Raw genomic sequence first — 19634 nt, forward strand, 5'->3', positions numbered from 1 at the left:
ATGATCGAGATCCGCAAACAGAACCCCGCCTTCGGCCTCGGCTCCTACACCGAACTCCCCTCCACCAACCCCGCCGTCATCGCCTTCCTGCGGGAGTACAAGGACGACCTCGTCCTGTGCGTCCACAACTTCTCCCGCTTCGCCCAGCCCACCGAACTCGACCTCCAGGCCTTCGACGGACGCCACCCCGTCGAACTCATCGGCGGCGTCCGCTTCCCCGCCATCGGCGAACTCCCCTACCTCCTCACCCTCGCCGGCCACGGCTTCTACTGGTTCCGCCTCCGCAGGGACGCCATCTAGAACCCGTCCCGGACGGGCACGCACAAGGGACGGCGGGGCGGTTTCCCCCGCCCCGCCCTGGGCACGCAGTAGTAACACCCCGACTCCGGGGAAAGGACGCGACGCCATGTCCGAAGCCGTCACCCACTCAGTGCACTCCGCTTCGACAAGCCCCGGCCTTCTCGCGTCCCTCGATCCACTGCTTCGCGAGTGGCTTCCACGGCAGCGGTGGTTCGCGGGAAAAGGCCGTCCCGTCACCGGGTTCTCCCTGGTCTCGGCGACCGAGGTGCTGCCACTGAACTCCAGGCTGGGCCTGCTCCACCTGCTCGTACGGGCCCATCAGCCGCTCGTGCCCACGCAGAGCGCGCCCGCGCATCCGGCCGACTGCTACCAGCTGCTGCTCGGCGTGCGCGAGACACTGCCGCCACGGCTGGCGCCCGCGCTGATCGGCCGTCCCGCACAGGGACCGCTGGCCGGACTGACCGTGTACGAGGCCCTGCACGACCCGCGGCCCGCCGATGTCCTCCTGGAGGCCCTGCGGGCACGGGCGCACATCGGTGAGCTGCGCTTCGAGCGGGACATGGCGCGGGAGATCCGGGGCGATCTGGTGCCGCGCCTGGTCACCGCCGAGCAGTCCAACTCTTCTCTCGTCTACGGAGATACGTTCATCCTGAAGCTCCTGCGCAGGATCGTGCCCGGGATCAACCCCGATCTGGAGCTGCCGCTGGCGCTGGCCCGCGAGGGCTGCTCAAGGGTTCCGGCGCCCGTCGGCTGGATGCTCGCGGAGCTGGCCGACGACCCCGCGGTCCTGGGCGATCCCGGCGCACCGTACGTCCTGGGTGTCCTGCAGCCCTATCTCCAGGGCGCCTCGGACGGCTGGGACCTGGCACTGCGCGAGCTCGCCAAGGGTGAGGACTTCAGCGGTGCGGCGCGGGCGCTCGGCCGGGCCACGGCCGAGGTGCACACCGCGCTGGCCCGTGCGCTGCCCGAGGTGACCATGGGACGTGCGCAGATGGAGCTGCTGGTGGAGGGCATGACCGAGCGGCTGACGGCGGCCGTCCAGACAGTGCCGTCGCTGCTGCCGTACGCGCCCGCTCTGCGGTCCGCGTTCGACGCGCTCGCCGAGCTGGCGAGCGAGGGGCAGACGTGGACGGCCCAGCGCATTCACGGGGACCTGCATCTGGGCCAGTGTCTGCGGTCGCCGTCCGGAAGCTGGTCCCTGATCGACTTCGAGGGCGAGCCCTCCAAGCCGCTCGCCGAGCGGCGCCTGCCCCAGCCGACCGCGCGGGACGTGGCCGGCATGCTCCGCTCCTTCGACTACGCCGCGCACTCGCTCCGGGCGGAGGGAACCCACGTGCCCGGCTGGGCCGACGCGTGCCGGGCCGCGTACTGCTCCGGTTACGCCGAGGCCGGCGGGCGCGATCCGCGTACGGACCCGGTGCTGCTGCGCGCGTACGAGACCGACAAGGCGATCTACGAAGTCGTGTACGAGGCACGGCACCGGCCCGACTGGCTGCCCGTGCCGATGTCGGCAGTCCGCCGACTGGCCCTTCCCGAACCGTCATGACCGCCCTGAACCGCCCCACCCCACCTCTCACCGTGCCGAGGAGGCTCCGCCCGTGACGCCCCGCCCGAACCCGCCCGCCAAGAAGCCGAAGAGCTCGAAGGCCAAGGCCAAAGCCGCAGACAAGGCCGCAGACAAGGCCAAGGTCACCGGTGAGGCCGCCGGTAAGGCCGCAGACGAGGTGCAGGCCGAGCCGGCGAGGGACGACGTACGGGCCGACGTACGGGCCGACGTACAAGCCGAGGTCACGGAGCCCGTGTCCGTACCGGTTCCGGAGCCCGTCCAGGAGGTGCGGTCGTCGGCCGTGCTGGACCGGACCGACCGGGAACGGCTGCTCGGGGGCTCCCACCATGATCCGCACGCCGTGCTCGGGGCCCACACCGTGCCGGACGGTGTGGTCTTCCGGGCCCTGCGGCCGTACGCGCTCGCCGTGACCGTCGTCGCCGAAGGACTGCGGGCCGAACTGCGGGATGACGGGGACGGGTTCTTCTCCGCCGTGCTGCCGCTGCGGGAGGTGCCGGAGTACCGGCTGGTGGTGGAGTACGAGGGGGCGGTGCAGGAGGTCGAGGACGCGTACAGCTTCCTGCCCACGCTCGGCGACTTCGATCTGCACCTGTTCGGGGAGGGGCGCCACGAGCAGCTGTGGACGATCCTCGGCGCGGAGCCCATGGAGCACCAGGGCGTGCTGGGCACCCGCTTCTCGGTGTGGGCACCGAACGCCCGCGGTGTGCGGATCTCGGGGTCCTTCAACTTCTGGGACGGGACCGCGTTCCCGATGCGCTCGCTGGGCTCCTCCGGTGTGTGGGAGCTGTTCGCCCCCGGTGTGCGGGAGGGTGAGCTCTACAAGTTCGAGATCACCCGCCCCGACGGGACGAAGACGATGCGCGCCGACCCGATGGCGCGGCGCACGGAGCTGCCGCCCGCCACGTCGTCCGTGATCCACGCCTCGCGTCACGAGTGGCAGGACGAGGAGTGGATGGCGCGCCGGGCCGACCGCCCCGCGCACCAGGCCCCCTTCTCGGTCTACGAACTGCACCTGGCGTCCTGGCGACCGGGCCTGACGTACCGTCAACTGGCCGAGCAGCTGCCCGTCTACATCTCCGACCTCGGCTTCACGCACGTCGAGCTGATGCCGGTCGCCGAGCATCCCTTCGGCGGCTCCTGGGGCTACCAGGTCACCGGCTTCTACGCCCCCACCGCCCGGCTCGGCACCCCCGACGACTTCAAGTACCTGGTCGACGCGCTGCACCGGGCCGGCATCGGCGTGATCATGGACTGGGTGCCCGCGCACTTCCCGCGGGACGAGTGGGCGCTGGCCGAGTTCGACGGACGGCCGCTGTACGAGCACGAGGACCCGCTGCGGGCCGCGCACCCCGACTGGGGAACCCTCGAATTCGACTACGGGCGCCGCGAGGTGCGCAACTTCCTGGTCGCCAACGCCGTTTACTGGTGCGAGGAGTTCCACATCGACGGCCTGCGGGTCGACGCCGTCGCCTCCATGCTCTACCTCGACTACTCGCGCGAGGCCGGCCAGTGGACGCCCAACGTCCACGGCGGCCGGGAGAACCTCGACGCCGTCGCGTTCCTCCAGGAGATGAACGCCACCGTCTACCGGCGCGAGCCCGGGGTCGTCACGATCGCCGAGGAGTCGACCGCGTGGGACGGCGTCACCCGGGCCACCCACCACATCGGGCCCGGTGGCTTCGGCGGTCTCGGCTTCGGCCTGAAGTGGAACATGGGCTGGATGCACGACTCGCTGGACTACGTCTCGCACGAGCCGGTCCACCGCAGGTACCACCACCACGAGATGACGTTCTCGATGGTGTACGCGTACAGCGAGAACTACGTCCTGCCGATCTCGCACGACGAGGTCGTCCACGGCAAGCGGTCGTTGGTCTCGAAACTGCCGGGCGACTGGTGGCAGCAGCGTGCCACCCACCGCGCCTATCTGGGCTTCATGTGGGCCCACCCCGGCAAGCAGCTCCTCTTCATGGGCCAGGAGTTCGCGCAGGGCGCCGAGTGGTCCGAGGCGCACGGCCCCGACTGGTGGCTCCTCGACCCGTCGTACGGGGCGGAGGCCGACCACCGGGGTGTACGCGATCTCGTCCGCGACCTCAACTCCGTGTACCGGCATGTGCCGGCGCTCTGGGAGCTGGACACCGATCCCGCCGGGTTCGGTTGGGTCGCCGGGGACGCCGCCGAGGACAACGTCTTCGCTTTCCTGCGGTACGGCGCCGACGGGGCTCCGCTGCTCGCGGTCTCCAACTTCTCACCGGTGGTGCGGCAGGAGTACCGGCTCGGGGTACCGGATGACGTGACCGCGTGGCACGAGGTGCTCAACACCGATGCCGGGCGGTACGGCGGGGGTGACGTGCGGAACGCCGACCCCGTGAAGCCGGACGATCTGGCCTGGCACGGCCGCCCCGCCAGCATCCGCCTGACCCTGCCGCCTCTCTCGACGGTGTGGCTCCGCCCGGCGTAGGTCGCCTCGCCCCCGAACCCCCGGTCCTCAAACGCCGGACGGGCTGAATGATTCAGCCCGTCCGGCGTTTGAGGACGAGCGCGCAAGCGCGACAGGGGGGGTCTGGGGGCGCAGCCCCCAGGGACGGGACGGGAAGGGGCGGCGGGGGCGGAAAACCCCTAGGCCGTCCCCGGCAAGGCTGCTGCCAAAGGCTTCGGCAGGGGCTCCGCGTGCACGATGCCCAGCGACTGCGTGGCCCGCGTCAGGGCCACATACAGGTCGCTCGTCCCGAAACGCCCCGGCTCGGCGACCACCACCGCGTCGAACTCCAGCCCCTTCGCCTGACGCGGGTCCAGCAGCACGACCGCCCGGGTCAGATCCGGCTCCTCCCCCGCCACCGCGCCGTCGAGCCGTTCGGCCAGCGCACCGTGCAGGTCCCGCGGCGCGATCACCGCGAGCCGCCCCTCGGCGGGAGCCAGCTCCGCGACGGCCTTCTCCACGGCGCCGGGCAGGTCCGGGCTCTCCCGCACCAGCGGGCGTACGCCCGTCGACCGCACCGAACTCGGCGGCTCGAAGTCCGCGTGCTCGGCACGGAGAACCGCCGCGGCGACCTCCATGATCTCGGACGGCGTACGGTAGTTGACCGCGAGGCGGGTGTGCTCCCAGCGGTCCTCGACATAGGGGTGGAGGATGTCCGACCAGGAGCCGACGCCCGCCGCCTCGGCCGTCTGGGCCGGGTCCCCGACCAGCGTCATCGACCGCGTCGGAGTGCGCCGCATCAGCAGCCGCCAGGCCATCGGCGACAACTCCTGCGCCTCGTCGACGATGATGTGCCCGAACGCCCAGGTCCGGTCGGCGGCGGCCCGTTCCGCGGCACTGCGGTGATCGTCCTCCTCGTGGCGCTCGGCCATCCGTTCGGCGTCGATGATGTCGTGCGCCGACAAGACCTCCGCGTCCTCGACGTCCATGTCCTCGAATTCGTACGTCCTGGACGCGTAGGAGACGTCCAGGACTCCCTGCGCGTAGGCGACCTGCCGGTCCCGTTCCTGCTCGGCGGCGGCGCGCGTCATCCGGTCGTCCTCGCCGAGGAGTTCGGCGGCCTCGTCGAGGAGGGGGACGTCGGAGGTCGTCCAGGCCCGGGTCACCGGACGGCGGACGGCCGCCGCGTCCGCCGCGGTGAGGTACGCGTCGGGCTCGGCGAGGAAGTCCGCGACGAGGCGCCGCGGGGTGACGCGCGGCCACAACTGGTCGATGGCGGCCCAGACCTCGGGGTTCTCGGCGAGATCGTCGCGGATCTGGGTGATGTCACTGGGGTCGAGCAGGTTCGTGCCGTCGAAGGGGTCCGTACCGATCCGCTCGGCGAGCATGTCGGTGAGGGTGTTGAAGATGTGGCCCTCGAAGTGTTCGCGGGCCACGTTGTGCGGCAGCCGCGCCTCACGGGTGCGGTCGCGGGCGACGCCCACGAGGCCGGCGTCGAGCATCAGGATGTCCCGGTCGTGCTCGATGGCGATCACCGGGTCGGGCAGCGCCTGACGGTCGCGTACGACGGCGGCGAGGACGTCGGCCATGTCGGCGCGGCCCTTCACGGCGGCGGCCTCGGGGGTGTCGGAGGCGGTCGCCCGTACGCCGGGGAACAGCTCACCGACGGTCGCCAGCAGGACGCCCGTCTCGCCGAGCGAGGGCAGCACCTCTCCGATGTAGCCGAGGAAGGCGGGGTTCGGGCCGACGATCAGAACGGCCCGCTTGGCGAGCAGCTCCCGGTGTTCGTAGAGGAGGTACGCCGCCCGGTGCAGCGCGACGGCCGTCTTGCCGGTGCCGGGGCCGCCCTCCACCACCAGGATGCCGCGGTGCGGGGCGCGGATGATGCGGTCCTGCTCGGCCTGGATGGTCTGCACGATGTCGCTCATGCGGCCGGTGCGCGCGGAGTTGAGCGCGGAGAGCAGCACGGCGTCACCGGTCGGGTCCTCGTGGCCCGTGCGCAGCCGGTCCCCCAGGTCGAGGATCTCGTCGTGCAGAGCGGTGACGGTACGGCCTTCGGTGGTGATGTGCCGACGGCGGCGCAGGCCCATGGGGGTGTGGCCGGTGGCGAGGTAGAAGGGGCGGGCGACCGGGGCCCGCCAGTCGACCAGGATCGGGGTGTGCTCGGCGTCGTCGGCACGGATGCCGATACGGCCGATGTGGTGGGTGAGGCCGGAGGGGTCGGCGAGGTCGATTCGGCCGAAGCAGAGTGAGCCGTCCACCGCGTTCAGCGCGGCGAGCAGGCCGGAGCGTTCGGCGACCAGAACGTCCCTTTCGAGACGGGCCTGCATGGGGGTGCTGCCCTGCGCGAGGGCGTCGGTCACCGAGGCCTCGGTGCCGCCGCGCAACGCGTCGACGCGCGCATACAGGCCGTTGATGAATTCCTGCTCGCGGCGCAATTCATCGTCCGGCAATCCATTGGACGAGTTTGTGCCTGTGCCTGTCTCTGTTCCTGTCTCTGTCTCTGCGTCTGTGTTCGAGGCCCTGTTTGACAATTCCGCTCCCGGCCGGATATACTGTGCACAGTGAACTTCTCCGTGACTTGCTTTAGCCAAGTCGCGAACCATTCAATATACGCAAAGAAATCCCCCGCAAGCAATTGCTTGCGGGGGATTTCTTTATTCCGTCCGTAAGAGTCCGCCCGTGACCCTTAGAGCACGTCCGCCAGCTCCTCCAGGAGCCGCCGCTTGGGGCGGGCGCCCACCATCGACTTCACCGGCTGCCCGTCGCGGAACACGATGAGCGTGGGCATCGACAGCACCCCGTACGCGTTCGTGGTCTCCGGGTTCGTGTCCACGTCCAGCTGCACCACCTTGAGCCGGTCGCCCTCCTCGGCGGCGACGGCGCTCAGCACCGGCGCGATCTGCCGGCACGGCGGGCACCAGTCCGCGGTGAACTCCACCAGCACGGGCAGCTCCGCCCCGAGCACCTCCGCCTCGAAACTGCCGTCCGTCACCTCGGCCACACCCACTGCCTTGATCATCCCGTCCGCCCTCCCAGTTCGCATACGGGTTCCGGGCCGCCCGGAACCACCGCCTCGGACGCCAGCTCGTCCATCGCCCGCTCGGCGCGCGCCAACTGCCCGCCGACCTGGTCGCGTACCGACCGCAGCTCGTCGATCAGCGCGTCGAGCTCGCCCAGCTTGCGCCGGTACACGGCGAGCGAGGCCGGGCAGGCGTCGCCCTGCGGGTGGCCGGCCCGCAGACACTCCACGAAGGGCCGCGTCTCCTCCAGGTCGAACCCGAAGTCCTGCAGCGTTCTGATCTGCCGCAGCAGCTTCAGATCGTCCTCGTCGTACGTCCGGTACCCGTTGCTCCCGCGTCGCGCGGGCAGCAGCCCCCGCGACTCGTAGTACCTGAGCGTGCGCGTGGTGGTCTTGGCCCGCTCCGCCAGCTCGCCGATTCGCATGCCGTGACGGTAATGCTTGACGCCGACGTCAAGGCAAGAAGCCCAGGTCGGGGCGTGGGTCCGATGGGTACTTGTCACGCCGTTCCCCGCGCCCCTGAAAACAAAGGATTGCGCCGTTCCCCGCGCCCCTGAAAAGCGGGGCTGCGCCCCGTCGGGGCCCTCAGGGGCGCGGGGAACGGCGCGAGCAACCCCCACCGGGCGCACGATGCACACGGCCCGTAAAAACCGCCGGCGGCCGACCAGGCGGGTGAACCTGGTCGGCCGCCGGCGGCCGGGGGAGGAAATGGCTCGTTACGGAACGTGCGGCTACGCCTTCGCCAGCGCCTTGTCGCCGGACCCCGGCTGCTCCGGCACATCGGCCGACCCGGGCGACCCGGGCGACTCGTCACCGTCGGCACGACCTCCGTGGCCGTCGTCCAGCAACGTCGTCTCGTCGAAGGGGATCCGCCCCGCGAGCACCTCGTCGACCCGAGGCCGGTCGATCTCCTTGGTCCACGTACCGATCAGGACCGTCGCCACCGCGTTGCCCGCGAAGTTCGTCAGGGCGCGCGCCTCGCTCATGAAGCGGTCGATGCCGACGATCAGGCCGATGCCGTCCACCAGCGCCGGCTTGTGTGACGCGAGACCGCCCGCCAGGGTGGCCAGCCCCGCCCCGGTGACCCCCGCCGCGCCCTTGGAGGCGACGAGCAGGAAGAGGAGCAGCGGGATCTGCTCACCGATCGACATCGGCGTACCCATGGCGTCGGCGATGAACAGCGAGGCCATGGTCATGTAGATCATGGTGCCGTCGAGGTTGAAGGAGTAGCCGGTCGGGACGGTGATGCCGACCACCGGCTTGCTGACACCCAGGTGCTCCATCTTCGCGATGAGCCGCGGCAGCGCGGACTCGGAGGAAGAGGTGGAGAGGATGAGCAGGAACTCGCGGCCCAGATACTTGAACAGCGAGAAGATGTTCAGGCCCGCCACGATCCGCAGCATCGCGCCGAGCACGATGAAGACGAAGAGGAAACAGGTGACGTAGAAACCGAGCATCAGGACGGCGAGGCTCTTGAGCGCGTCCACACCCGCCGAGCCGGTGACCGCCGCCATCGCGCCGAACGCACCGATGGGCGCCGCCCACATCACCATGGCGAGGATGCGGAAGACGAGACGCTGGATGTGCTCGATGCCCCGCAGGACCGGCGTACCGGCAGAGCCCATGGCCTGCAGCGCGAACCCGGCGAGCAGCGCGACCAGCAGGGTCTGCAGGACCTCGCCGCCGGTGAACGCGGAGACGATCGTGGTGGGAATGATCCCGAGCAGGAACTCCTCGGTGTTCTTGGCCTCGACGACCTGCCCCTGGCCGGCGTCCTTGATGGCGTCGGTCACCGCGAGGCCCGTACCGGGCTCCAGGATGTTGCCGACGACCAGGCCGATGGCCAGCGCGACGAACGACATGACCACGAAGTAGCCGAGCGCGATGCCACCCACCGCGCCGACCTTGGCGGCCTTGCGTACCGAGCCGATGCCCAGGACGATCGTGCAGAAGATGATCGGCGAGATCATCATCTTGATCAGGTTCACGAAGCCGGTACCGATCGGCTTCAGCTCGACGGCGAAGTCGGGGGCGATCAGACCCACGGCGATACCGGCGGCCACCGCGGCGATCACCGCGATGTAGAGATAGTGCGTGCGGTCCCGCTTGGCTGCGGGAGCGGCAGGTGCCGTATCGGGTGTGCTGGTCACGGCTGCCCTCCTTGACGACGTCGTCGGCATCATCCGGCGTGCGGCTCACGTCCGGGGGTTGTCGGTGACTATCTCGTAGCGTGTGAGGGCGGTCACCCTTCCGTTCATTACGTTCACGCATTTCCGGCCAGGCAGACTGTTTCCATGCGCCTCCCCCGAGCCCCACGTCCTCGCAGCCTGGCCGGCCAGCTCTTCGCCATGCAGGCCGTGCTCGTCGCCGTCGTGGTCGCGGGCTGCGCGCTCTTCACGTACATCAGCGACCGCAGCCAGGCCGAGGACGCGGCGGGCCGCCAGGCCATGGGGGTGGCGCGCTCGGTCGCGGACTCTCCTTCCGTACGGGAGGCCATCCGCACGGCGAACCCGACGAGAACGCTCCAGCCGTACGCGCTGGCGGTGCAGCGCGGCGCACAGGTCGACTTCGTCACGATCATGAACCCCGAGGGCATCCGCTGGACCCACCCCAACGAGGAGCTCATCGGCAAGCACTTCCTGGGGCACACGGACCGTGCGCTGCTGGGCCAGTCCTTCACCGAGACGTACACCGGGACGCTCGGCGAGTCCGTGCGGGCGGTCACTCCGATCCATGACGGTGGCCGGATCGTCGGTCTTGTCAGTGCGGGGATAAAGGTCGACGAGATCAGTCAGCGGGTCGAGGGGCAGGTCAAGGCGCTGTTCGGGGTGGCCGCCGCCGCTCTGGCCCTGGGCGCGGTCGGTACGTACGTGATAAACGCCCGGCTGCGCCGCTCCACCCACGGGATGAACGCGGCCGAGCTGAGCCGCATGCACGACTACCACGAGGCCGCGCTGCACGCGGTGCGCGAGGGACTGCTGATGCTGGACGGGCAGTACCGGGTGGCGCTGATCAACGACGGCGGGCGCGAGCTGCTGGGGGTGGGCGGTGACGTCGTGGGTCATTCGGTGGCGGAGCTGGAACTGCCGGCTCCGCTGACGGGGGCGCTGCTGTCGGGTGAGCCCCGGGTGGACGAGGTGTATCTCACCGAGTCGCGGGTGCTCGTCATGAACACCTCGCCGGTGTCGGGCGGCGAACGCCGGGGCACGGTCGTGACCCTGCGCGATGTCACCGAGCTGCAGTCCCTGATGGGTGAGCTGGACTCCGAGCGGGGCTTCACGACGGCGTTGCGCTCACAGGCCCACGAGGCCGCGAACCGGCTCCACACGGTCGTCTCGCTGATCGAGCTGGGGCGGGCCGAGGAGGCGGTCGGCTTCGCCACGTCCGAGCTGGAACTGGCGCAGGCCCTGACCGACCAGGTCGTGGCGGCGGTCAGCGAGCCGGTCCTGGCCGCGCTGCTGCTGGGCAAGACGGCGCAGGCGAACGAGCGCGGTGTCGAGCTGGTGGTCTCCGAGGACAGCAGCATCGACGACGGCCTGCTCCCGGCCTCCCTCACCGCCCGTGACCTGGTGACGGTCCTGGGCAATCTGATCGACAACGCCGTGGACGCGGCGCAGGGCTCGGTGGGCGCCCGGGTCACCGTCACCGCGCTCGCGGACACGGAGGGCCTTGTCCTGCGGGTCACCGACACCGGGGCGGGGGTGGACCCGGCCCACACGGAGGAGGTCTTCCAGCGCGGCTGGTCCACGAAGCCGTCGGGTCCCGGTGGACGCGGGCTCGGCCTCGCCCTCGTACGGCAGGCGGTGACCCGGCACGACGGCACCCTGACCGTGACGGCGGCCCACGGAGGGGGAGCGTCCTTCGAGGTACGGCTGCCGCTGCCGCCCGCGATGCCGGAGATGGCTCCGAAAGGGACTAAGGTCCACGCCGAACCCGCACCCGACACCGAGCCGCCCCCGAGGGACACGGGGAACGGCACACTCCCTCGCCCCCCAGAAGCGCAAGGAACCGCGCGACCAACCCCCACCAACCCGCTACCGGAACCCGAACCCGAGCCATCCAGGGACGCGGGGAACGGCGCACTCCTCCGCCCCCCAGAGGCGCGAGGAACGACACACCCAACCCCCACCAACCCGCACCCGGAACCCGGACCCGAGCCCTCCAGGGGCGCGGGGAACGGCGCAGTCCTTCGCCCTTCAGGGGCGCGAGGAACCGCGCGACCAGCCCCCACCAACCCGCACCCCGAACCCGAGGCCGGGACCGGGACCGAGGCCGCACCCGAGCCCGGGACTGACCCCGTGTCAGGGGCAAGGATCCACCCCGCGCCGACGTCGCACGGAGGCACCGTATGAGCACGCCTTCCCCCGGGCAGGACATCCGCGTCCTGGTCGTCGAGGACGACCCCGTCGCGGCGGACGCGCATGTCCTGTACGTGGGGCGGGTGCCCGGATTCACCGCGGTCGGCAAGGCGCACACGGGTGCGGAGGCCAGACGCGCGCTGGACCGCACGCCCGTGGACCTCCTCCTCCTCGACCTCCACCTCCCGGACGTCCACGGTCTGCAGCTGGCCCGTTCGCTGCGGGCCGCCGGCTACCACGCGGACGTGATCGCGGTGACGTCCGCGCGCGACCTCACGGTCGTACGGGAGGGCGTGTCGCTCGGGGTCGTGCAGTACGTGCTCAAACCCTTCACCTTCGCCACCCTGCGGGACCGGCTCATCCGTTACGCCGAGTTCCACGCCGCGGCCGGCGAGGCCAGCGGCCAGGACGAGGTCGACCGGGCCCTCGCCACTCTCAGGGCGCCCGGACCGGCCGCCCTGCCGAAAGGCCTGAGCGCGCCCACCCTGGAGAAGGTCACCCGGGCGCTGCGCGACCGCGCCGAGGGACTGACCGCGACCGGCGTGGCGGAGGCGGTCGGCATCTCGCGGATCACGGCCCGGCGGTATCTGGAGCATCTGGTGGACGCGGGACGCGCCGGGCGGAGCCCTCAGTACGGACAGGTGGGCCGGCCGGAGCTGCAGTACCGGTGGGTGAAGGGGTAGGCGGCGGACCCGTACCCGCACCCGTACCCGCGGCCACGGCCGAACAATCAGGCCATATGCGGGACTACACGGCGCTACGGGACCACGACGGGCCGCGACAGGGCACGATGAGACACGACCGTAACGGAGCAGTCGCGCAAGGTCATTGACCTGGCATGACCACTGCTCTTACGTTCGGGCCATCGAACAACGGCCACAAAGACGTCGGCCGGCAGGAGGTCGTACCCGTGCGTCCCACCCCCACTCCGCTCCTTCTCGCGACCCTGCTCACCGCCACCGCGCTCACCGCCTGCGGCAGCGGTTCCGGCAGCGATCCGGACACCGTGGAGATCTCCTACAAACAGTCGACGGACAGCTCGGTCCGCGTCATGGACGAGTACCTCGCGGACATCAAGACGCAGTTCGAGAAGGCCAACCCGGGCAAGACGGTCAAGCTGGTCCCGATCAAGGCCCCGGACTCGGAGTACTACACCAAGCTCCAGCAGATGCTCCGCTCCCCCAAGACCGCGCCTGACCTGGTCTACGAGGACACGTTCCTCATCAACTCCGACATCACGAGCGGCTACCTCGAACCCCTGGACACGTACCTCGACCAGTGGGACGACTGGGGCCAGTTCATGGACACGGCGAAGTCGGCGGCGCAGGCGGAGGACGGGAAGACGTACGGCGTCCCGGACGGCACCGACACCCGGGGCCTCTGGTTCGACAAGGGCATCTTCGCGGAGGCCGGTCTGCCCGCCGACTGGCAGCCGAGGAACTGGGACGACATCCTCGACGCGGCCCGCACGATCAAGGAGAAGGTCCCCGACGTCACGCCCATGAACGTGTACACGGGCAAGCCCGCGGGCGAGGCGGCCACCATGCAGGGCTTCGAGATGCTCCTGTACGGGACGGCCACCGGCGCCACCGAGAGTCCGCTGTACGACACGGCGTCCAAGAAGTGGATCACGGGCAGTCAGGGGTTCAAGGACTCGCTTGAGTTCGTCGAGACGGTCTTCAAGGAGAAGCTCGGCCCGGACGTCTCGGACGCCCTCGACCCCAACTTCGCGACCAGCGTCCGCGGTGAGCTCCTCCCCGAAGGCAAGCTCGGCATCAACCTCGACGGCTCCTGGCTCCCGCAGGACTGGCTGAAGGGCAGCGGCCACGAGTGGCCCGAGTGGTCGAAGAAGCTGGGGCTCGCCTACATGCCCACGCAGGAAGGACAGTCACCCGGGAAGGTGAGCATGTCGGGCGGCTGGACCTGGGCCGTCCCGAGCAAGGCGGCCAACCCCGACCTGGCCTTCGAGTTCATCAAGACGATGCAGACGAAGGCGAACGCCCAGAAGTGGTACATCGCCAACTCCGGTATCGCGGTGCGCACGGACGTGGCCGAGGACCCGGCGTACGCGAAGGCGCAGCCCGGCATCGAGTTCTTCACCGGTCTGGTGGCGAACACGCACTACCGCCCGGCCTACCCCGCGTATCCGAAGGTCTCCACGGCCATCCAGGAGGCCATGGAGGGCGTGACGACGGGCGACAGCTCGGTCGCGGAGGCGGCCAGTGGGTACGACGAGGAACTGAAGTCGGTCACGGACAACCAGGTCATCAAGAAGTGAGCAGTGCGGACCGAACACCGCAGAACAAGACGCCGCAGAACAAGACACCGCAGAACAAGACGCCGCAAGACAAGAAGTGAGCACAGTGTGGTCGTAAGTCAGCGGGGAGCCGGTCCCGGTGAGCGCGCGGTGGTCCTGAAGGAGAGCGGGAACAACCGCGCTCCGCGCCTGCGCACCCTCACCCGGGCCCTCCCCGTCACCCCCGCCCTCGTCATCCTCGTCCTGTTCCTGGCCGGGCCGATCGCGTACTGCGCCTACATCGCCTTCACCGATCTGCAGCTCACCGGCCAGGCCGAGTCGTCCTTCACCGGTTTCGACAACTTCCGTACGGCCTTCAAGGACGACGCATTCCTCAACGCCGTATGGCTGACGCTCGTCTTCACGTTCCTCAGCTCGATCGTCGGCCAGAACACGCTGGGCCTGGCCCTGGCCGCGCTGATGCAGCGCGCGTCGAAGCCGGTCCGTACGGTCACCGGCGGGATCGTCGTCACGGCCTGGGTGCTCCCCGAGGTCGTGGCCGGCTTCCTCCTGTACGCCTTCTTCCGCCGCGAGGGCACGCTGAACGCGATCCTCGACTGGCTGCGTCTGCCGTCCCAGAACTGGCTGTTCACGCTGCCGATCCTGGCGGTGTCGTTCGCGAACATGTGGCGCGGCACGGCCTTCTCGATGCTGGTCTACTCGGCCGCCCTGAACGAGATCCCGAAGGAGATCACCGAGGCCGCGGAGGTGGACGGCGCGGGCGGCTGGCGCCGGATGTGGCACATCACGCTGCCGATGATCCGCCGGTCCATCGGCACGAATCTGATGCTCAACACCCTCCAGACCCTGTCGGTGTTCGGTCTGATCTGGGTGATGACGCGAGGCGGCCCGGGAAACCGCAGCCAGACCCTCCCGCTCTTCATGTACGAGCAGGCCTTCCAGAAGAGCATGATCGGCTACGGGACCGCCGTCGCCCTCCTCCTGCTGGTGGTCGGCTCCCTCTTCTCCCTGGTCTATCTGCGACTGCTGCGGACGGAGGTCTGAGATGGCCGCGCGTACGACCCTCAACACCCGCCGTGCCAACCGGCGTTACGCCGCCGACGCGAGCCTTCTGTTCGTCGCGGCCGCTTTCGTCCTGCCGCTGGCCTGGGTGATCCTGTCCTCCCTCGATGCGCACGCCGGGCTGAAGGTGAAACTGCCCGACGGGCTCACGCTCGACAACTTCGACGCGGTCCTGAAGCCTGACATCACGTTCACCCCGCTGCTCAACAGCCTGATCCTGTGCGGTGGCGCGACCCTGCTGACGGTGGTCTGCGCGGCGCTGGCCGCGTATCCGCTCTCGCGTTTCCGGTCCCGGCTGAACCGCCCGTTCCTCCTCACGATCATCTTCGCGACGAGCCTGCCGATCACGGCGATCATGGTTCCGGTGTACGCGCTGTTCGTCCAGGTGAACCTGATCGACACCATGCAGGGCACGATCTTCTTCTTCACCGCGTCCCAACTGCCGTTCGCCATCTGGCTGATGAAGAACTTCATGGACGGCGTACCGAAGGAGCTGGAGGAGGCGGCCTGGACGGACGGGGCGTCGTCGTTCCAGTCGCTGCTGCGCGTCGTGCTGCCGCTGATGGGTCCGGGGATCGCGGTGGTGACCGTCTTCTCGTTCGTGGCGATGTGGGGGAACTTCTTCGTCCCGTTCATGCTGCTGCTCTCGCCGGAGCAGATGCCGGCGTCGGTGAGCATCAACGACTTCTTCGGCAACCGCGGGACGGTGGTGTACGGACAGCTGGCCGCGTTCTCGATCATCTACTCGACACCGGTGATCCTGCTGTACGTGCTGGTGGCGCGGCGCCTGGGCGGCGGGTTCGCGCTGGGCGGGGCGGTCAAGGGCTGACCGCCCCGCCCAGACCCTGACCCGGGGGGGGTCAGCTGGTCGTCACGGCTGTGTCGTCGATGACGAAGCTGGTCTGCAGTGAGGTGTCCTCCACGCCGCTGAACTTCAGGGCGACGGTGGAGCCTGCGTACGAGGACAGGTCGAAGGTCTTCTGGACGTACCCCGTGGCCTTGTTGAGGTTGGAGTAGGTGGCCAGGGTGGTGGAGCCCGCGGTGACGGTGAGCTTGTCGTAGGCGGTGCTGGTGCTCGTCTCCGCGGTGTCGATGTGCAGCCAGAAGGTGAAGCTGGCCTTGCAGCCGCTGGGCACGGTCACCGACTGGGACAGCGTGTCGGTGTGCGTGGAGCCGTACCCGTCGAGCCAGGCCTTGTACGAGCCGCCGTGGGCCGCCTGGTCGGTGTCGTCGGTGATGACACCGCTGGTCGCGGTCCAGGTGGTGCTGCCGGACTCGAAGCCGGCGTTGCCGAGCAGTTGCGCCGAGGTGCAGGTACCGCCGCCGGTGGAACTGACGGTCCAGGTGAAGGACGCCGTGCCACTCGCGCCGGTGCTGTCGGTGACGGTGACCGTGGTGCTGTAGGTCCCGGCGGCGGTGGGTGTGCCGGTGATCGCTCCGGTGGAGCCGCTGATCGACAGGCCGGTGGGCAGCCCGGTGGCGGCGTAGGACAGTGAGCCGCTGTTGGTGCTGCCGGCCGAGATCTGGAGGCTGACCGCTGTGCCCACGGTGGAGGACTGGCTGCCCGGGTTGGTGACGGTGACGCCGCCGGTCGGCGGGGTGACGTGGCTGCCCACGTTGATCCCGGCGAAGGCGTTCGCGACGCCCGCGTACTGGGTCGAGCCGGCGCCGTACAGAGACGTCGCCGCGCTCAGGGCGGCGGTACGGGCGCCCGCGTAGTTCGTCGTCGACGTCATGTACGTCGTCAGCGCCTTGTACCAGATCTGCAGGGCGGCGGCGCGGCCGATGCCCGCGACGGCGACGCCGTCGGAGGTCGGGCTGTTGTAGCTGACGCCGTTGATGACCTTGCTGCCGCTGCCCTCGGAGAGCAGGTAGAACATGTGGTTCGCGGGGCCCGAGGAGTAGTGCACGTCGAGGTTGCCGATGCCGGAGTACCAGCTGTCGGAGGAGCCGCCGTCCTTGTCGGGCTCGTCCATGTAGCGCAGCGGGGTGCCGTCGCCGTTGATGTCGATCTCTTCGCCGATGAGGTAGTCGCCGACGTCGTTGGAGTTGGCGGCGTAGAACTCGACGCCGGTGCCGAAGACGTCGGAGGTCGCCTCGTTCAACCCGCCCGACTCGCCTGTGTAGTTGAGGTTCGCGGTGTTGGAGGTGACACCGTGGCTCATCTCATGGCCGGCCACGTCGAGCGAGGTCAGCGCGTGGGTGCCGCTGGTGCCGTCGCCGTACGTCATGCAGAAGCAGTCGTCGTCCCAGAAGGCGTTGACGTACGCCGAGCTGTAGTGGACCCGGGAGTAGGCGGCGACGCCGTCGTTCTTGATGCCGCTGCGCCCGAACGTGTTCTTGTAGAAGTCCCAGGTCGTCTGGGCGCCGTAGGCGGCGTCCACGCCGGCGGTCTGGGTGTTGGAGCCGGACCCGGTGCCCCACACGTCGTCGGCGTCGGTCATCAGGGTGCCGGTGCCGGAGGTGCCGTTGTTGAGCGAGTACGTCTTGTGGCCGCCGCGGGTGGTGTCGTACAGCTGGTACGTCGATCCGGACAGCGTGGTGCTCAGTGCGACCGTGCCGCTGTACTGGCTGTTGCCGGTGCCGGTCTTGACGTCCTGGAACTCGTGGAGCTTCGCCCCCGTGCCCGCGTCGGTGATGACGTGCAGTCTGCTGGGCGTGCCGTCGTCCTGGAGACCGCCGACGACCGTCTCCCAGGCGAGCTTGGGGGTGCCGTCGCCGGCCCAGATCACCTTGCGGGCGCTGTCGGCGGTGGGGTCCTGGGCGTCGAGCGCCTTGGCTGCCTTGAGGGCCTTGGTCTCGGCGGCCGACTTGGTGTAGGTCGCGGTGACGGAGGAGACCTTGAGGGTCCGCTTCCCGGCGAAGGTGGTGCTCACCGTTCCGGTGGCCACGGAGGCGGGCGGGGTGTGCACGACCAGGTCGCCGCCGAGGACCGGGAGCCCGGCCCAGGTGCGCTCGTAGCGGGTGTGGAGCGTGCCGTCGTTGTCCTTGACGACGTCCTTGACGAGCAGCTTCTCCTTGGCACCGAGGCCCAGGGAGTCGGCGGTCGCGCCGGTCTTCTTCGCCGCGCTCCTGATCAGCGCGGTGCGCTGGGCCGGGGTCAGCTCGGCCGTGAGGCCCCCGGCGCGTACGGGGCTCGGGTGGGGGGCGGTGGGCTCGGCGGACGCGGGGACTGTCTGTATACCGACGGCCAGGAGGGCGGCGGTGGCCACCAGGGCTCCGGCCGTGGCCGCCTGGCGGGGGATTCGTCTCACTCGTACTCCTACTGCGACGGCCGCGGATCGGCGGCCGGTGACAGCCCGGACAGACGGGATGTGCTGTCCGGGACGAGCTGAGCAGGGGGTGCGGGACCGTGACCGCGGGCAGGCTGTGGGGGAAAGCCGGGGGTCGCGGCTGGGGAAGAATGGCACCGTTGACCTATACATGTCAGTACTCGCCGGATGATCCGAGGGTTATCCCTCTGGGACCCTCAGCGGGCCTGTGCGGCCCCTGTGCTGACACTGTGCGGCCGGCGGCCGTCACCGTCCGCGGACACTCCCCTGTACCGAATGGTTCACGCCGCGCGTTTCCGGGGCCCCGTGCCGCCGCCGCCCACGCCAGGGCGTGCACGAGGGGGCGGGGCCCGCCATCACCCGCTTTCGACCCGCCCACCGGAAGCCCGCGCTCCGCCGTCGGCGCGCCCTTGTCGCATATGCCCGTCGACGCTGCTCATGGCGCATGCCGGAGCCACCCGGCGCCCACGCCCCACGAGCGCCCGCCCGCGCGCGCACCGCGGTCCGAGCACGTCGGTCCACGCCTGCGTTCCCTGGACAACTGTCCGAAACAGTAGGTTCGCACAATCCGTGAGCCTGGCCGAACAGACCGTAGTCACCGCAGCCCCGCGCCCATACGTTGTGCCCGTGCACCAACAGTCGGCCCCGCAGCCCACCCCGCCCTTCGACGCCCCGGCCGCCCGAGAACTGCGTATCGCCCTCGGCATGGGTCCCGAGCATGTCGCGTACGGGATACGGACCTCGTTCGGGCTGCCCCATGTGACGCCCGACCTGGTCGACGCCTGGGAACGGGACCTGATCACCCCCGGCAACAGTGAACTCATAGCCCTCGCGGGCGTGTTGTGGTGCTCACCCAGCGAACTCATCGGCGCGCCCCGGACGTTGCGCGAGCACCGGATCGCACGCGGTCTGCCGGCCGAGGACGTCGCGCGTGCCGTGGGGCTCGAACTCCTCGCGTACGTACGGATGGAGGAGGCGGACGAGTGGCGCGGCAGCGAGCGGCAGTCGACGGCGCTCGCCCGGGTGCTCGACCTCTCGCCGGCGGACCATGTCACGGTCACCGGACGCGAGCCGAAGCTGGCGATGATGCTGCGCGGCGCGGTGACGACACGCTGGCAGGCGTACGTCCGCCCGGTGGGCAAGCTGCTGACGCTGGAGCGGCGGATCGTGGGGCACGCGCTGCGGGCGATGCACACCGAGTACCAGGGGCGGATGGTGCCGACCCTGAGCTGGGGCGGCGGCACGGCGGCGGCCGAGGCCGACGACGCGGGCCGCGACTTCCTGGACCGGATCGTCGACCGCTTCTGGACGACGATCCGGCGCGACGCCGAAAGGTACAGCGACGGCTGAGGGCTCCCGGCGGCGGGCGGCCCTGGAAGG

The 19634-nt window shown here is 70.0% G+C and carries 13 protein-coding genes and 1 pseudogene; 9 read left to right on the forward strand and 5 right to left on the reverse strand.

Annotated features, from left to right (window positions below; genetic code table 11):
• From ACIOKD_RS34245 to glgB, 3 genes are all read left to right on the forward strand, one after another.
• A partial coding sequence (locus ACIOKD_RS34245; protein WP_402091768.1) for an alpha-glucosidase C-terminal domain-containing protein occupies nt 1-300 on the forward strand: 300 nt, incomplete at its 5' end.
• 106 nt (nt 301-406) lie between these two features.
• Entirely contained in the window at nt 407-1846 is a 1440-nt protein-coding gene (locus tag ACIOKD_RS34250) for a maltokinase (protein WP_402091769.1), read from the forward strand.
• A 52-nt stretch (nt 1847-1898) separates the two neighbouring features.
• Nucleotides 1899-4325, forward strand: a complete 2427-nt coding sequence (glgB, locus tag ACIOKD_RS34255) for a 1,4-alpha-glucan branching enzyme (RefSeq protein ID WP_402091770.1) — start codon at nt 1899-1901, stop codon at nt 4323-4325.
• 158 nt (nt 4326-4483) lie between these two features.
• Here the strand turns inward: glgB and ACIOKD_RS34260 are convergent, their stop codons facing one another.
• From ACIOKD_RS34260 to ACIOKD_RS34275, 4 genes are all read right to left on the reverse strand, one after another.
• Nucleotides 4484-6721: a HelD family protein gene (locus ACIOKD_RS34260; RefSeq protein WP_402091917.1), complete on the reverse strand. Its 2238-nt coding sequence runs from the start codon at nt 6719-6721 to the stop codon at nt 4484-4486.
• A gap of 251 nt (nt 6722-6972) precedes the next feature.
• A complete protein-coding gene (trxA, locus tag ACIOKD_RS34265; protein WP_402091772.1) occupies nt 6973-7305 on the reverse strand; it encodes a thioredoxin in 333 nt (110 codons plus the stop codon).
• The gene (locus ACIOKD_RS34270; protein WP_402091774.1) at nt 7302-7730 is read right to left on the reverse strand and encodes a MerR family transcriptional regulator; all 429 of its coding nucleotides are present in this window, start codon (nt 7728-7730) and stop codon (nt 7302-7304) included. The genes trxA and ACIOKD_RS34270 overlap by 4 nt, the downstream gene beginning before the upstream one ends.
• A gap of 306 nt (nt 7731-8036) precedes the next feature.
• The gene (locus ACIOKD_RS34275; protein ID WP_402091775.1) at nt 8037-9455 is read right to left on the reverse strand and encodes a cation:dicarboxylate symporter family transporter; all 1419 of its coding nucleotides are present in this window, start codon (nt 9453-9455) and stop codon (nt 8037-8039) included.
• A gap of 144 nt (nt 9456-9599) precedes the next feature.
• Here ACIOKD_RS34275 and ACIOKD_RS34280 point away from each other — a divergent pair.
• The 5 genes and pseudogenes from ACIOKD_RS34280 to ACIOKD_RS34300 all read left to right on the forward strand — a co-directional run.
• Nucleotides 9600-11186: pseudogene (locus tag ACIOKD_RS34280) on the forward strand (ATP-binding protein); the annotation flags it as partial.
• 467 nt (nt 11187-11653) lie between these two features.
• Nucleotides 11654-12346, forward strand: coding sequence for a response regulator (locus ACIOKD_RS34285; RefSeq protein ID WP_402091776.1), 693 nt, complete (start codon nt 11654-11656; stop codon nt 12344-12346).
• Between the two features lie 227 nt (nt 12347-12573).
• A complete protein-coding gene (locus ACIOKD_RS34290; protein ID WP_402091918.1) occupies nt 12574-13941 on the forward strand; it encodes an extracellular solute-binding protein in 1368 nt (455 codons plus the stop codon).
• A 129-nt stretch (nt 13942-14070) separates the two neighbouring features.
• A complete protein-coding gene (locus tag ACIOKD_RS34295) occupies nt 14071-14964 on the forward strand; it encodes a carbohydrate ABC transporter permease (RefSeq protein WP_402091920.1) in 894 nt (297 codons plus the stop codon).
• 1 nt (nt 14965) lies between these two features.
• Nucleotides 14966-15811: a carbohydrate ABC transporter permease gene (locus tag ACIOKD_RS34300; protein ID WP_402091778.1), complete on the forward strand. Its 846-nt coding sequence runs from the start codon at nt 14966-14968 to the stop codon at nt 15809-15811.
• Between the two features lie 31 nt (nt 15812-15842).
• On the opposite strand, the gene ACIOKD_RS34305 is transcribed toward ACIOKD_RS34300, so the two are convergent.
• A complete protein-coding gene (locus ACIOKD_RS34305) occupies nt 15843-18236 on the reverse strand; it encodes a M4 family metallopeptidase (RefSeq protein ID WP_402091780.1) in 2394 nt (797 codons plus the stop codon).
• Between the two features lie 639 nt (nt 18237-18875).
• Here ACIOKD_RS34305 and ACIOKD_RS34310 point away from each other — a divergent pair.
• A complete protein-coding gene (locus ACIOKD_RS34310) occupies nt 18876-19604 on the forward strand; it encodes a helix-turn-helix transcriptional regulator (RefSeq protein ID WP_402091781.1) in 729 nt (242 codons plus the stop codon).
• Nucleotides 19605-19634: the final 30 nt, after the last annotated feature.

Origin of the sequence: Streptomyces sp. NPDC087844 (assembly GCF_044742785.1) — a bacterium.
Lineage (GTDB): Bacteria > Actinomycetota > Actinomycetes > Streptomycetales > Streptomycetaceae > Streptomyces.

Excerpts from the sequence above, each read along its gene's own strand:
- ACIOKD_RS34250 (WP_402091769.1), top strand. The coding sequence starts at position 407 with ATGTCCGAAGCCGTCACCCACTCAGTGCACTCCGCTTCGACAAGCCCC.
- ACIOKD_RS34285 (WP_402091776.1), top strand. The coding sequence starts at position 11,654 with ATGAGCACGCCTTCCCCCGGGCAGGACATCCGCGTCCTGGTCGTCGAG.
- ACIOKD_RS34300 (WP_402091778.1), top strand. The coding sequence starts at position 14,966 with ATGGCCGCGCGTACGACCCTCAACACCCGCCGTGCCAACCGGCGTTAC.
- ACIOKD_RS34270 (WP_402091774.1), bottom strand. The coding sequence starts at position 7,730 with ATGCGAATCGGCGAGCTGGCGGAGCGGGCCAAGACCACCACGCGCACG.
- trxA (WP_402091772.1), bottom strand. The coding sequence starts at position 7,305 with ATGATCAAGGCAGTGGGTGTGGCCGAGGTGACGGACGGCAGTTTCGAG.